This window comes from Veillonella sp. CHU594, from assembly GCF_003992265.1.
Lineage (GTDB): Bacteria > Bacillota > Negativicutes > Veillonellales > Veillonellaceae > F0422.
On sequence record NZ_RQVB01000009.1, the window covers coordinates 84,286 to 98,664 of the forward strand.

The following is a 14,379-nucleotide window of genomic DNA, read 5'->3' on the forward strand; positions in this document are numbered from 1 at the left end:
TAGCTTCCATACACAAACTAACTACTTAAAAATCATGCGTTAATAAATTTAATTTGCAGGACTTTCACCATGGATAATACGTTCTGCATCATCACCAGATAAATCAAAATGTAAGAAATCATTATAGAATTTTTGTGTTTCTTTCACTAGGTTAATATCCGCAAATAATTGTGGTTGAATGATTTGACCTGCCCATAAGATTTGTAATGCTGCTTCGGCACTATACCGGTCCCAGTTGAACGTTCCTACAGGATTGCGATATACACGATGATTTCTAACAGCTTTTAAGCTTGCCCATTGTGGATCATTCATCATTTGGTCAATGCCTTTTTGCGCTTGTGTACCACCGATGATGATAATATCTGGATCTGCTTTGATGATTTCTTCTATAGTTACTACGATTTGTGGACCTGCTGCTATAATGGCATTCTTACCACCTGCATAACGAATCCATTCATTGATAATTGTTTTGTCTCCATCTACTTTTAATAGATTATCTCCACCTACGATATGCAACACGGTTGGTCGTTCTGCATCGCTAAGATGTTTAGTTTTTTCTTCCGCTAATTTCACATTACCATCTAAATAGGCTAGATATTGTTTGCTAATATCGATGGCTTTACCACCTAATACATCGGCTGTAATAGCCACTGTTTTGCGCAATCCTTCATAGTCTGTAAAATTCACACGTACTGCTGGAAGACCCGCTTTGCGGGCCATTTCAATTTGGTTCTTATTACTAGCCAATACCACTTGTGGATTTAATTTTTGAATTTCCTCCATTTGTACATCTGTACCTTTTACCGGAGCTGGAATCTCTTTAATTCTAGGATACACTTTTACAAACCAAGGCAATCCTTGTACATTTTTTGTAGTAGATACTAGTGTATCTGCGCCCCCTAACATCAATACCACTTGGTTATTAGCATGCCATAAGTCTGCCACTTGTTTGATATCTTTTGGAATCGTCACTTCCGTTCCATCAATATCTGTGATAACCCTCGTAGAAGATGTATTCCCTTGGGATGCATTTTCTGTGCCACAACCAACTAGCATACAAATGGTTGTAAATAAGGCTAACAACAATACTACAATACGCTTCATAAAATCTCCCCTTTCTGACCTAACTGTGGGATAACACAAACTGTGCGCTGTACCGTTTCGCTGTAAAATAAACTAAGTTTCGTCCGGTAAATTCTCTCCAATACTTCCACAGTCACATCATTGACAGAATCGTAAAAATCTATTGTTCCACCACGACATAAACCAACACGGCTATTCAGTAATAAAGCCTGTTCCGGTACATGTGTAGTAAAAATAATAGCATATCCTTGTGTTCGCAATTGTTCTATCGTTTCTAGAACAATCACTTGATTACGTATATCTAATGCAGATGTTGGCTCGTCCATTAATAATAATCTCGTATCTTGCAATAAAGCACGTCCAATCGCTACTAATTGTCGTTGCCCTCCACTTAAATCGCGACACGGTTTATCTCGTAATTCTGTAATCCCTAGCATTTCTAGTATGCTATCTGTTTTTTGAAATTCTTTTTTTCCTGGTGAAGAAAACATCCCCGTTCGTAGCGTTGCTCCAAAGGATATATAATCTCGTACCGTATAGGCTATATCTGCTCCTATAATCTGTGGTACAAAAGCAATTAACTTCGCTCGCTCTTGAATAGACACACTCCCTAAATCTATACCATTGCAATATATATGCCCCGATTGTACCTGCTGAAAGCACATCAAGCAACTAAGCAATGTAGATTTTCCTACCCCATTACGCCCTAATAGAGCTAAGGTATCACCAGCTTTCACAGAGAATGATAAGTCCGTAAAAATATTAGGCTCTCCCTTGCCATATGAAAAAGAGATAGAATCTACTGAAAGCTCAAAAGAATCCATTAGAAATACCTCCGTTGTTTATACAATACCCACGCAAAGAATGGCGTTCCAATGAATCCACAGAGTATTCCTAGTGGAATCTCTGCTGTTGTTAACGCTCTAGCAAACAAATCTGCTACCATCAAAAAGGAGGCACTGACCACAATTGCGGCGGGAATCAATTTTTTATGATCATGACCTACTAACATACGAGATAAATGAGGAATGACTAAGCCTACCCATCCAATGGTACCGCTTAAGCATACTGCTGCTGCAGTTAGCAATGTAGAAATTACGATTATGACAATTCGTTCTTTATGTACATTAATACCCAAACTCTGTGCCTCTTGATCGGATAACGATAAAATATTTAAACGCCACCGCAAGGCTACAATTGCTAAGGTACCAATCACAATAATCGGTAATACATAAAATAAATTATCCCACGTAACTTTTGCCAAGCTACCCAACTGCCAATACACAATATCTTGTAGTTCTGTATCTGGATCGGCAATGTATTTCAGTAGTCCAATGATGGCTGCCATAAATCCAGACACAATGATACCGCATAAGACAAGGACAATCCTCGATTGATTCTGAATTAATTTTGGTAATAACAAGGTTAAGCACACGGCTGCGATACCACCAATAAAGGCACATATTGCTACCCCATACAATGACAAATGTAATAAGATACCTAAGCAGGCTCCCACACTTGCACCATGTGAAACACCCAGTAAATCTGGAGATACCAAATCATTGCGGAAAACTCCTTGATAGGCTGTACCCGATACAGCTAACGCAATGCCTACCAAAATAGCACCTAATACCCGAGGTAATCGAATCTCCATAACTACATTATACATCGAAGCATCCCAAGTGATAGGTAATACTAAAAATTTAGATAGCAATATATTCCATACTTCTTGAACCGGAATAAAGAATCGTCCCATCACTAAAGATAGTAAGAATATCCCTGCACATACAAGGACTGCTATCACCATGGTCCGTTTGTAATGATGCATAGTCACCCTCCCATTCTCATTTATTCTTATATACTTACTATAGGGAGTTAATTCGAATATTGCAAGCACTTTTTTTACATATTGAAAATTGGCATAATTAAAAAAACGCAGTAAAAGTTTCCTTTCACTGCGACTTTTATATAGAGCCTCTACTCTCTATGAAGTATGCAATTAAATATACTGTCCTTTGATCATATCGTATTCAGATACATTTACTTGTTGTTTTCGTCCAGCAATTCGTAATACTGTATATCCCAAAATACCAGATACGATGGAACCTACGAAGATACCAACTTTTGCCATTTCTTGTGCTTCTCCTGGAGGGAATGCTAACAAGGATACGAATAAACTCATAGTAAATCCAATACCACAACATAGAGCAATACCATACACATGAACCCAATTGGTTTGCGCGGGCATTTCCACGAGTTTAGATTTCACTAGCAAGAACAAGGTACCAAAGACACCTACTTGTTTACCAAGTACTAAACCTACTGCGACACCTAGTACAACTGGATGAGCAAAGCTTTCTAAGGTAAATCCGTGGAAGGATACCCCTGCATTGGCAAATCCAAAGATTGGAATAATTAAGTAGGTAACCCAGTTACTTAAGGTGTGTTCCCATTCAGATAATGGAGATACATGACGACCATCACGTATGCCATGGTATGGAATAAACGCCGCTAAAATTACACCTGCTAAGGTAGCATGCAATCCTGACTTAAACACACAGAACCAAAGGCCAAATCCTAATGCTAAATACGGAATTGGTCTCGTATAGTTCATACGGTTTACGTATTGTAACATGAACACGATGATTGCTGCTACGAATAAGTAAAAGAAGTTTAACTCCGCTGTATAGAAAAAAGCAATGATAACAATAGCCATCAAGTCATCCATAACAGCCAAGGTAGTTAAAAATACTTTCATTGCAATGGGTACTCGATCACCTAAGAGTGAAACGATACCGATGGCAAAGGCAATGTCTGTAGCTGTTGGAATCCCCCAACCATGAATAAAGTCTGGATGATAACCGACAATGAAATAATAGATTAAAGCCGGCATTAAAAGGCCAAAAAATGCTGCAATACCAGGCAAAAATCGTTTTGCATTGGTATTCAATTCCCCTGCAATCATTTCCCGTTTTACTTCAAGGCCTACAAATAAAAAGAAGACCGCCATGGCCACGTCATTAATCCATAATTCAATGGACAATGGTCCTAATTTAGCATGAAGCAAAGAGTGGTACAAACTTTCTACTGGAGAGTTTGCCAATAGCACTCCTACCACAGCAGCTACAAAGAGTAGTACACCCCCTGCTGATGGTGATGTAAAAAAAGATACAATTCGATTCATACAATTACCCCTCTACTATGTAATATATATCATTAAATAACTAACATATTCTTTTGTTATTATATCACTAATTATATTCTTTATCTATCGAATTTTTTCTATATTGCGTATGTATACAAAATCCAATACTCGATTCACCGATGTCCTTACGATACTGTCGTCCCTCAAAGTCAATCATGGATACACGTTCATAAGCATGTTCTAAGGATTGTTCCAATGTATTCCCCAACCCTACAACACCTAATACACGACCACCTTGCGTTACATAGTGATCTGTTTCATATGTTGTACCAGAGTGAAATACCATCGATACAGTATCTATAGTATGAATATCTCCTGTGATTCTTTGACCTGTCAAGGTCTGCTGTGGATATCCTTCGGATGCTAAGATAACACAGGAAGCGTATTGTTTCGACCATTCCAAGGATATCCCCTCTAATTGTCCCGTAGCTGTGGCATACATGATGACTCCTAAATCACTCTGCAATAATGGCAATATCACTTGTGTTTCTGGATCTCCGAAGCGAGCATTGAACTCTACTACTTTCGGTCCTTCCTCGGTAAGCATTAGACCTGTGTACAAGCACCCTACATATGGATGACCTTCTTCTGCCATGGCTTTCACGATAGGTTTTACTATTGCGTCTACTATGGTTTGTTCCAAAGTGCCATCCAGTTCTGGCACCGGTGCATAGGCGCCCATTCCTCCTGTATTTGGACCTTCATCATGGTCTAACAATCGTTTATGATCTCTTGCTCCTATCATAGGTAAGACGTGAGTACCGTCCACAAAGGACAACAAGGATACCTCCTGTCCTCGCATATATTCCTCAATCACAACGCTTTCTTCCGAACTATTCAGCATTTCTTTCAACACTCGTTCTGCGTCTGTGAAAGTCTCACAAATAGTGACACCTTTACCGCCCCAGAGGCCATCTCTCTTTAATACAATAGGTACACCCCATTGATGAATAATGCCTTTTCCAGTTTCTACATCTTGGCAAACCTCATACTTTGCCGTAGGAATCTCATATCGACGCATTAATTCTTTTGCAAACGGCTTAGACCCTTCTAATCGAGAAGCCTGCTTGGATGGTCCAAACACAGGAATCCCTACTGTTCTGATTGCATCACTAAGTCCCTCGACAAGTGGCAATTCAGGCCCTATAACAACCAAGTCAATCTTATAGTCCAATAACCAAGCTAGTAAGGTGTCTCGGTTCTTCCAATCTAGGTTGACTACAGTAGCTATCGAAGTCATCCCTGCATTGCCTGGCACTACATAGACATCTGTTACAGATGGGCTATGATGCAATTTCCAAGCTAATGCATGTTCACGACCACCATTGCCAATAATACATACTTTCATAGATACCTCTCAATATAAACTATTTTATAATAGCTTGTTTCTTAATGACAACACGAGATCCCACTATATTCAAGGCATCCTCGCAAAATAATCGCACCGCCTCTGGGTAGATGCGATGCTCTTCATGCAAGATTCGTGTTGATAAAGTATCCACCGTGTCATCTTCATAGACAGGTACCACCGCCTGCGCAATGATAGGGCCCGTATCCATGCCTTCATCTACAAAGTGAACGGTACATCCCGTGTATGTTACGCCTTTTAGTAAGGCTTGCTTCTGTGCCTGTAAGCCTGTAAAGGCTGGCAATAAGGAGGGATGTATGTTCAAGATGTTTCCTCTGTACGCTTGCACAAATGTAGGTGGTAATATACGCATATACCCAGCTAACAAGATGCCCTCCACTTCATATTCTTGTAACAAATCTAGCATAGCTTGTGTCCAGGCTGCTTCAGTACCATAGTTGGCAGGCTCTACTATGTGTACAGGAATGTACCAAGCACGTCCTTTCTCCACAATACCCACATTGGGTCTATCACTAATGATAAGAACTATTTCACCCTCTATATACCCCGCTTCTATGGCCTTATAGATGGCTTCTCCATTAGACCCTCTGCCACTGCCAAATAGAGCCAATCGTTTACCCATGGAATGCCTCACCAAGAATCGTCACATCTCCCTGCCCTTCTGTAACAAGTCCAATGGAGTACACCACTTCCCCTTGCTCTTGCAACACTTCTACGACTCGTTCTACTAACTCTGGCTTCACTACTAGCACCATACCTATGCCCATATTGAAAGTATGATACATTTCTCTCGTTTCCACATGTCCCCATTCTTGTAATAGCTTAAAAATAGATGGTACTGGCCAGGCATCACTATGAATCGTAACAGATAACCCCTTTGGTAATATGCGAGGAATATTGTCGTAGAAAGATCCCCCTGTTATATGAGCCATCCCCTTCACTAACTGTTCTTTCAGTAGTGATAGAATAGGTTTTACATACAGTTTCGTTGGTGTTAATACTTCTTCTCCAATGGTGCGACCTAACTCGTCTACATAGGTGTCCAATGGCATTTGTTGTTTATCTAAAATGATATGGCGTACTAAGGAAAATCCATTGGAGTGTAAACCTGATGAAGGTAAACCTAGCACCATATCTCCTGCCTCGATAGAAGCTCCCGTAATGCATCGGTCCTTATCTACAATCCCTACTGCAAAGCCAGCCAAATCATAATTGCCATCTCCGTAGAAACTAGACATTTCCGATGTTTCTCCACCGATTAAAGCACACCCAGATTCTTCACAAGCTTCGCCGATACCATCAATGATACTTTCAATATGATTATGTTCCAATTTACCGACTGCAATGTAGTCTAGGAAAAATAAAGGAGTCGCCCCCTGTGCTATCACATCGTTCACACTCATAGCCACACAATCTTGACCAATCTGGCGATGCTCATTCATGAGGACGGCAAAGCGAATTTTTGTACCCACTCCATCTGTGCTTGATACTAGCACGGGTTCTTTCATGCTATGGCCTGCTAAAGAATAGAGCCCACTAAAACCACCTAGAGATCCTAGTACACCCGGTGTATAGGTGCGTTCCACACGGTGTTTAATCTTTTGAATGAGCTGGTTCCCCGCTTCTACATCCACGCCAGCATCTAAATAAGTAACAGGTGTATTATCAACAGACATAAGTACCTCCCTTGGTATACTCATCCCCTACAGGACTTGGATACTCTCCAGTAAAACAAGCCACACACAAATGCGGTACTTCTAATTGTTTCATAGACTGCATCAATCCTTCATGAGACAAATAATATAAACGATCAACGCCAATATATTGACTGATTTCTTCTATGGAATATCGATGAGCTAACAACTCTTCTGAATCAGATGTATCGATACCAAAATAGCAAGGATACCGAATAGGTTCAGAAGTTAAACACAAATAGATTTCTTTCGCTCCCGCTTGTCGTAACATGGAAACGATATGTCGACTTGTGGTGCCTCGTACAATGGAATCATCAATAAGAACAATACGCTTTCCTTGTACCACATCAGGAACAATACTAAACTTTTTACACACCGCTTCCTCTCGACTAATTTGGTTGGGTTCTATGAAAGTCCGCAATACCTTCGGATTCCTCACTAACCCTTCCCTATAGGGTATACCAGATTCCTCTGCATATCCCTGAGCAGACAAAGTCCCTGAATTAGGTATGGGCATAACAATATCCGCTTCATATTGTGTTTCTTTTGCCAGCTGACGTCCCATAGCTACCCTTGCTTCTGATACACCTTGCCCATCGATAACACTGGTAGGATGTGCAAAATAAATATATTCAAACACGCAAGTATGTTGTTCCACTACCTCCTGTTGTTCTATGCCTGCACTTCCTACATGTAATTGTTTTGTTTTTTCTTTATTTTCTAATCCCTCAACCCCACCTCGAGAAATAGTTCTACTCTGTATACCACCCTCAGTATTTTGGTAGTCCGAGACTTCGTATCTTATACTGGAGTGATACGGTACACTGCAGAAATCTGTTCCATCAATAAGAATTATTTCACTAGGCCTTACATCACGAATGAAAGTCCCCTCTATAGCGTCTATAGCGCAACTTTCAGAGGCAAGTACATACCCATGGGTCGTACGACCTACGCAAAGAGGACGATATCCATGAGGATCTCGTACACCTATCAGCATCTCATTAGCAACAATCGTCAACGAAAAGGCGCCTTCCAATCTTCTACAAGCTTGCTGAATCGCACCTAAGATGGTCGATGTATTGGAGCAGTTGATTAAATGGACGATGACTTCTGAATCCATTGTGGTCGTAAACACACAGCCTTGAGTTTCCAACTCACGACGTAACACTTGGGCATTCGTCAAATTCCCATTATGGGCCACTGCAAATGCACCCCACTGCGACTCCCCTACAATGGGTTGTACATCACAAGGATTCTCTATACCTGTAGTGGAATACCGCACATGTCCAATTCCTATATGACCTTTTAAGAAAGAAACATCCTGTAAGGCCTCTTTCACGAGCCCTGGTCCTTTCACCACATCTATCTGTGATTCATGAACAACAGCGATACCCGCTCCCTCTTGCCCTCGGTGCTGTAACGCCATAAGGCCTTCATATATAGTTGTCCCGATGGTAGAGGACTTGTCATAGATTCCAAAGACTCCACATTCCTCATGCCATGTATCTAACACACCATCATATTTCATTATGCCCCCTAGAGTCATACTCTACTCATATCGTGCACACGGACAGATTATCAAATGTCAAACTATCTCTATTATAACTTGCTACACAGCTATCTTCAATATAAACTCAAGGAATCAACAAAAACGTGATATACTTAAGATATAAGAAGTCATGTATGGAACGCTATCAAACATACTATAGGATGTAATAAGAATCTCACTACTGTCCTATTAACCTAAAGGAGGCTATGTATGCACATATTCCGTCTATTTGTCACTCCTCACACTACCACATCACAAGAGTCACAGCAACTACTTACGACCTTTCAACAAGACTTACAGATTCCTCTCACCGACCTCAGGGTCTACGAACGATACGACATCTCTGGAATCACAGAATCAGAGTTTGAACGTGCTAAAACCCTCATTTTTTCTGAACCTCCCATAGAAACTACCTGTACTACATTAAACCTGTCCTCCCTAGACCATCCCATTGCTATTGCACCTATACTAGGTCAATATGACCAGCGTGCTGATGCTGCAGAGCAATGCCTCTCCATCCTCACTGGTCATGATCATAGTACTGTACGTACTGCACGAATCTATGTCTTAAGGGGCCCCCTAACTAACACACATATAGATACAGCTCGACAATATCTTTTGCAATCTATCGATGCCTATGAAAGCTCCATGGACCTTCCTACAACGCTAGATATAGTAACACCGGTAGTTCCAGAGACTTCGCACATAAAGGAGTTCACCACCCTGACGAAAATAAAGCTAGAAGAACTCCTTCACTCTATGCAATTGGCCATGACTCTAGAAGACCTACTATGTATTCAAAGGTATTTTCAAAAAGAGCATCGAAATCCAACAGTAACTGAAATTCGTGTATTAGACACCTATTGGTCAGATCATTGTCGCCACACTACATTCAATACCCAATTAACGGAGATTACTTTTGATGAGTCTGCCCTTACCGAGCCGATTCAAAAAACGTATCAAACCTATCTTGAAACAAAACAACAACTGAATCCATCGAGCAATGTAGTACCCACATTAATGGACATGGCCACAATGGCTATGCAAGAACTTCGTCATCAAGGCAAACTAAATCAATTAGATGTGTCGGACGAAATCAATGCGTGCACCATCATTGTTCCGGTGCAGGTGGATGGCAAAGAAGAAGAATGGCTATTATTGTTCAAAAACGAAACCCATAATCACCCCACTGAAATCGAACCTTTCGGTGGTGCTGCTACTTGTTTAGGTGGCTGTATTCGAGATCCTCTCAGTGGTCGTGCCTATGTATACCAAGCCATGCGTATCACTGGATCTGGTAACCCTTTAGTCTCAAAAGAGCATACTTTGCTCGGTAAATTACCACAATCCTACATCACAACCACAGCTGCCAAAGGTTTTTCTTCCTACGGCAACCAAATTGGCGTTCCTACAGGGGAAGTACGTGAGTATTACCACGACTCCTATCGAGCTAAACGTTTAGAAGTAGGTGCTGTCATCGGTGCTGTGCCGCGATCTCATGTACATCGTGAAAACCCTGTCCCAGGTGATCTCATTATATTGCTAGGTGGTAAAACCGGCCGTGATGGCTGTGGCGGTGCTACGGGCTCTTCTAAAATACATACGAAAGACTCTCTCTCTACCTGTGGTGCAGAAGTGCAAAAAGGAAATCCTGTAACAGAACGAAAAATTCAACGCCTATTCCGCAACCCAGAGGTGACATTATATATCAAGAGATGTAACGACTTTGGAGCAGGAGGTGTAGCCGTTGCTATTGGAGAACTCACAGATAGCATTCATATATACCTAGATGCGATACCTACAAAATACACTGGACTCACTGGTACGGAACTAGCTATCTCAGAATCCCAAGAAAGAATGGCTTGCATTATTGATCCTAGCCAATGGAAACGAATCCAATCCTATTGTGCAGAGGAAAATTTGGAGGCTACTATTGTAGGAGAAGTAACAAATACTGGACGCCTAGTGATGGACTTTCGCGGAGAAATTATCGTCAGCCTACATCGTCAGCTCTTAGCTACAAATGGAGCTACACAAAGTACTACAGCTCATATCGTATCTCCAAGAGCAACTCCCTCTCCTTCGTTTATTACGAATCTATCTTCTCTCTATACAACAACCAAAGCTTCCATAGAAACACGCTTTCATCAAGCCTTGCAAGATTTGAACAGTACCTCCCAAGAAGGATTACGAGCTATGTTTGACTCTACCGTCGGTGCGAATACTGTGCTCTTTCCTTTCAGCGGAACCTATCTGAAAACTCCGGTCCAAGGGATGGTAGCAAAACTTCCTGTGTTACAGGGAACTACCACGACTGCAAGTATCATGACCCATGGTTTTGATCCATATCTATCAGAATGGAGTCCCTACCATGGCGCTCAATATGCGGTACTCCTTAGCTTAGCAAAATTAGCCGCTTTAGGAGGAGATATCTCTAAAGCTTATCTAAGTTTTCAAGAATATTTTGAAAAACTCAACACTCCTATGTCCTGGGGTAAAGTGATATCTGCTCTGTTGGGCGCCTATGAGGCGCAACGCCAATTAGGTGTAGCCGCCATTGGTGGTAAAGATTCTATGAGCGGTACATTCCAAGATCTCCATGTGCCCCCTTCTCTCATTTCTTTTGCTGTCACCACCGAGGATATCCATCGCATACTCTCTCCTCACTTTCATGAGGCACACCATCACATCCTATTTCTGTATGTACCAGAGCTCTCTGATGGTACACCTAACTGGGCCGCCTTTAAAGCACATTGTAAAACCTTGCGTTCCTTCAATATCACGCAACAAGTGTATAGTGCGTATGTCGTAGAACAGGATGGCATCGGACCCGCTACGGTGAAAGCTTGTCTAGGCAATGCCATTGGCTGTGTCTACCATAAAGACGAACTGCAAAGACTAGTTATGGCTGTATCTTCTACGCATAAAAAACGAGAACTAGACCAAACAAGCATAACTCAATCCTGTGCCAATACATCAGAGAATGATAGTCTCCTTGCTTCTCTAACTCCTGAAGATATATTGTTCTATCCCTTCCGTGGTTCCTTCCTCATAGAGGTGGATACTGTGACAGCTCAGGCATTAAGGGACTTACCTCACATGTACCATATTGGCACTACACAAGAAGACCCTTCTATTGTGATGGGGGATACCTCTATCTCATTAGATGACTTAACCAATTCCTATGAAAGCTCCTTAGCATCTATCTTTCCTATCTACGCAAAAGAAAAAAACTTCGGTGATACCAGTACCTCTGCTAACAGCAAACTACTACACACTACACAAAGCAAACCATGTAGTAAGTATACTTCTCTATCTCATCCTAAAGTGCTGATTCCTGTATTCCCTGGCACCAATTGTGAATATGAATCTGCACGGGCTTTCACAGAGCATGGTGCCAAGATAGAAACTCTTGTCATTCGCAATCGAAGCAGTCAAGAATTACAAGAATCTATTCAAGCCTTAAAACGCAGTATAAACAGTGCTCAAATTGTATGTTTCCCTGGTGGTTTTAGTAGCGGTGATGAACCAGCTGGATCAGGCAAATTTATAGCTACCCTGTTTCACAATCCATACTTGCAAGAATCTTTAGAGAATCTATTATACAAGCGTGATGGTTTAGTGCTTGGTATATGCAATGGATTTCAAGCACTAATTAAGCTTGGATTAGTCCCAACAGGCCATATCCAACCATTGGAGCAAACCAGTCCTACCTTAACGTACAATACAATAGGACGTCACATTTCTACGATAGTCCATACAAAGGTTGTATCCACAAATTCACCATGGCTCAGTGCTTGTCAAATAGGCGACATCTACACAGTCCCTATTTCTCATGGAGAAGGTCGTTTCCTTGCTACAACAGAACAAGTAGAAGAACTCTATGCTCAGGGGCAAGTTGCCACACAATATGTAGACCTTGTGGGTAATACTACCTATGATCCACGATGGAATCCTAACCAATCTATAGGTGCTGTAGAAGGATTATTAAGCCCTGATGGTAGAATATTAGGGAAAATGGCTCATATAGAACGCCTGGGCCATGGTATACATAAAAATATCAATGGTAACCTTGTAATGCCTATTTTTGCATCAGGCGTGCACTACTTTATAGATTAGTACTCTCGCTCGGTAACCTAAGCCCCAACTATAAAAAAGACTGAAAAACACAAATAGAGGAAGATGGAGTAAAGGCCTCCATCTTCCTCTATCGTTATATGGCTTTACAAAAAAGAGGCTATGACAACATGTAACACATGGTATCATAGCCCTTTATATATGATATATGATGTATGAATTATAATTAACCCACTTCTGGTTCTAACAAACCATATTTGCCATCATGACGACGATATACAACGTTCATGATTTCAGTATCTTCATTGAAGAACATAAAGAAGTCATGTTCCAATAGATTCATTTGTAAAATTGCTTCTTCCACGCTCATAGGACGTACGGTAAAGTTTTTGCGACGTACTACTTCTAATTCCTTTTCTTCTGGAATCGCTTCCACAGGTGTCACATCTACATGGAATCCAGTTTCTTTACGGAATCGTTTTGCTAACCGTGTTTTATGTTTATGGATTTGACGAACAATTTTATCCACCACTAAATCGATAGCAGCATACATATCTAAATGACTTTCTACACCACGCAATACTACGCTTTCTACAAAACATGTCACTTCTACTTTGCGCTCTTCTTTTTCTAGAGATAACACAACTTGAACCGTAACTGGTGTTTCAAAATAACGGGATAACTTTTCCAACCGTTTTTCAATATATTCACGCAAGGCAGCTGTCACTTCAAGATTTTTTCCTCTTACAGATACTTTCATAGTCGTCACCCTTTCTGTGTAACATATAGTGTTGCTATATGTATATAATTCTACATGAAAGTATGAAAACCCTTTTTTATTTTTCTATATTTTTTCTGCATTTAGTGAAAGTAAAAAAAACTTAGGGACCCTATTTAGGAATCCCTAAGCTTTGTTCATAAATTATGCTTTATATACGTTAGCCGCTTGAAGACCACGGTTGCCATCTACGATTTCAAATTCTACTTGTTGTCCTTCGGATAAAGACTTAAAGCCATCTTCTTGGATTGCAGAAAAATGAACGAATACATCGCTGCCATCTTCTCTTTCAATAAAGCCATAACCTTTTTCTGCACTGAACCATTTTACTTTCCCAAGCATGATAATTCCTCCTACCTTTAATACTGCAAGCGATTTAGAGTATCTAAATCTTGCTTTCATGTTATCACTATATATGTATGATGTCAATCAAAATATCACTTTATTTTCAAGTATATAACATATCGATATAATTTAACGAAACTATTAATCAATTATTTCATTCTATACTAATAAGATAAACATTTAGGGTATATTTTACGCTTTATATATGCATTATATTTTTCAATTTATATTCACATTATACCTTATTTTTATAAATCTATGAATAATGTCAATTATCAA

At 40.5% G+C, this 14,379-nt stretch carries 11 protein-coding genes; 1 reads left to right on the forward strand and 10 read right to left on the reverse strand.

All coding sequences use genetic code 11. The features are described 5' to 3' along the window. Positions 1-48: 48 nt before the first annotated feature. The 8 genes from EO111_RS06955 to EO111_RS06990 form a co-directional block, all read right to left on the reverse strand. On the reverse strand, positions 49-1,104 hold the full coding sequence (locus EO111_RS06955; RefSeq protein ID WP_206168563.1) for an ABC transporter substrate-binding protein: 1,056 nt from the start codon (positions 1,102-1,104) through the stop codon (positions 49-51). After that, on the reverse strand, positions 1,101-1,907 hold the full coding sequence (locus EO111_RS06960; protein WP_127011110.1) for an ABC transporter ATP-binding protein: 807 nt from the start codon (positions 1,905-1,907) through the stop codon (positions 1,101-1,103). The genes EO111_RS06955 and EO111_RS06960 overlap by 4 nt, the downstream gene beginning before the upstream one ends. Beyond that, positions 1,907-2,911, reverse strand: coding sequence for an iron ABC transporter permease (locus EO111_RS06965; RefSeq protein WP_062403145.1), 1,005 nt, complete (start codon positions 2,909-2,911; stop codon positions 1,907-1,909). Before EO111_RS06965 ends, EO111_RS06960 begins: the two co-directional genes overlap by 1 nt. A gap of 171 nt (positions 2,912-3,082) precedes the next feature. Further along, on the reverse strand, positions 3,083-4,267 hold the full coding sequence (gene nhaA / locus EO111_RS06970) for a Na+/H+ antiporter NhaA (RefSeq protein WP_127011111.1): 1,185 nt from the start codon (positions 4,265-4,267) through the stop codon (positions 3,083-3,085). A gap of 67 nt (positions 4,268-4,334) precedes the next feature. Continuing rightward, positions 4,335-5,636, reverse strand: coding sequence for a phosphoribosylamine--glycine ligase (gene purD / locus EO111_RS06975; RefSeq protein ID WP_127011112.1), 1,302 nt, complete (start codon positions 5,634-5,636; stop codon positions 4,335-4,337). 19 nt (positions 5,637-5,655) lie between these two features. Next, the gene (purN, locus tag EO111_RS06980) at positions 5,656-6,279 is read right to left on the reverse strand and encodes a phosphoribosylglycinamide formyltransferase (protein WP_127011113.1); all 624 of its coding nucleotides are present in this window, start codon (positions 6,277-6,279) and stop codon (positions 5,656-5,658) included. Continuing rightward, positions 6,272-7,333 (reverse strand): phosphoribosylformylglycinamidine cyclo-ligase, encoded by a 1,062-nt coding sequence (purM, locus tag EO111_RS06985; RefSeq protein ID WP_127011114.1) that lies wholly within the window; start codon positions 7,331-7,333, stop codon positions 6,272-6,274. The genes purN and purM overlap by 8 nt, the downstream gene beginning before the upstream one ends. Continuing rightward, positions 7,323-8,879: an amidophosphoribosyltransferase gene (locus EO111_RS06990; RefSeq protein ID WP_127011115.1), complete on the reverse strand. Its 1,557-nt coding sequence runs from the start codon at positions 8,877-8,879 to the stop codon at positions 7,323-7,325. The genes purM and EO111_RS06990 overlap by 11 nt, the downstream gene beginning before the upstream one ends. A gap of 231 nt (positions 8,880-9,110) precedes the next feature. Here EO111_RS06990 and EO111_RS06995 point away from each other — a divergent pair, with 231 nt between their 5' ends. Continuing rightward, complete coding sequence (locus tag EO111_RS06995) at positions 9,111-13,019, forward strand: phosphoribosylformylglycinamidine synthase (protein WP_127011116.1); 3,909 nt, start codon at positions 9,111-9,113, stop codon at positions 13,017-13,019. 184 nt (positions 13,020-13,203) lie between these two features. Here EO111_RS06995 and hpf read toward each other — a convergent pair whose 3' ends face one another. Together hpf and EO111_RS07005 are read right to left on the reverse strand one after the other, a co-directional pair. Next, on the reverse strand, positions 13,204-13,737 hold the full coding sequence (hpf, locus tag EO111_RS07000; protein ID WP_009372200.1) for a ribosome hibernation-promoting factor, HPF/YfiA family: 534 nt from the start codon (positions 13,735-13,737) through the stop codon (positions 13,204-13,206). 162 nt (positions 13,738-13,899) lie between these two features. Then, on the reverse strand, positions 13,900-14,097 hold the full coding sequence (locus tag EO111_RS07005; protein WP_009354004.1) for a cold shock domain-containing protein: 198 nt from the start codon (positions 14,095-14,097) through the stop codon (positions 13,900-13,902). Between the last annotated feature and the right edge of the window lie 282 nt (positions 14,098-14,379).

Coding starts and splice junctions, on each gene's coding strand:
- purD (WP_127011112.1), bottom strand. CDS start 5,636: ATGAAAGTATGTATTATTGGCAATGGTGGTCGTGAACATGCATTAGCT.
- purM (WP_127011114.1), bottom strand. CDS start 7,333: ATGTCTGTTGATAATACACCTGTTACTTATTTAGATGCTGGCGTGGAT.
- EO111_RS06990 (WP_127011115.1), bottom strand. CDS start 8,879: ATGAAATATGATGGTGTGTTAGATACATGGCATGAGGAATGTGGAGTC.
- nhaA (WP_127011111.1), bottom strand. CDS start 4,267: ATGAATCGAATTGTATCTTTTTTTACATCACCATCAGCAGGGGGTGTA.
- hpf (WP_009372200.1), bottom strand. CDS start 13,737: ATGAAAGTATCTGTAAGAGGAAAAAATCTTGAAGTGACAGCTGCCTTG.
- purN (WP_127011113.1), bottom strand. CDS start 6,279: ATGGGTAAACGATTGGCTCTATTTGGCAGTGGCAGAGGGTCTAATGGA.
- EO111_RS06960 (WP_127011110.1), bottom strand. CDS start 1,907: ATGGATTCTTTTGAGCTTTCAGTAGATTCTATCTCTTTTTCATATGGC.
- EO111_RS07005 (WP_009354004.1), bottom strand. CDS start 14,097: ATGCTTGGGAAAGTAAAATGGTTCAGTGCAGAAAAAGGTTATGGCTTT.
- EO111_RS06995 (WP_127011116.1), top strand. CDS start 9,111: ATGCACATATTCCGTCTATTTGTCACTCCTCACACTACCACATCACAA.
- EO111_RS06955 (WP_206168563.1), bottom strand. CDS start 1,104: ATGAAGCGTATTGTAGTATTGTTGTTAGCCTTATTTACAACCATTTGT.
- EO111_RS06965 (WP_062403145.1), bottom strand. CDS start 2,911: ATGCATCATTACAAACGGACCATGGTGATAGCAGTCCTTGTATGTGCA.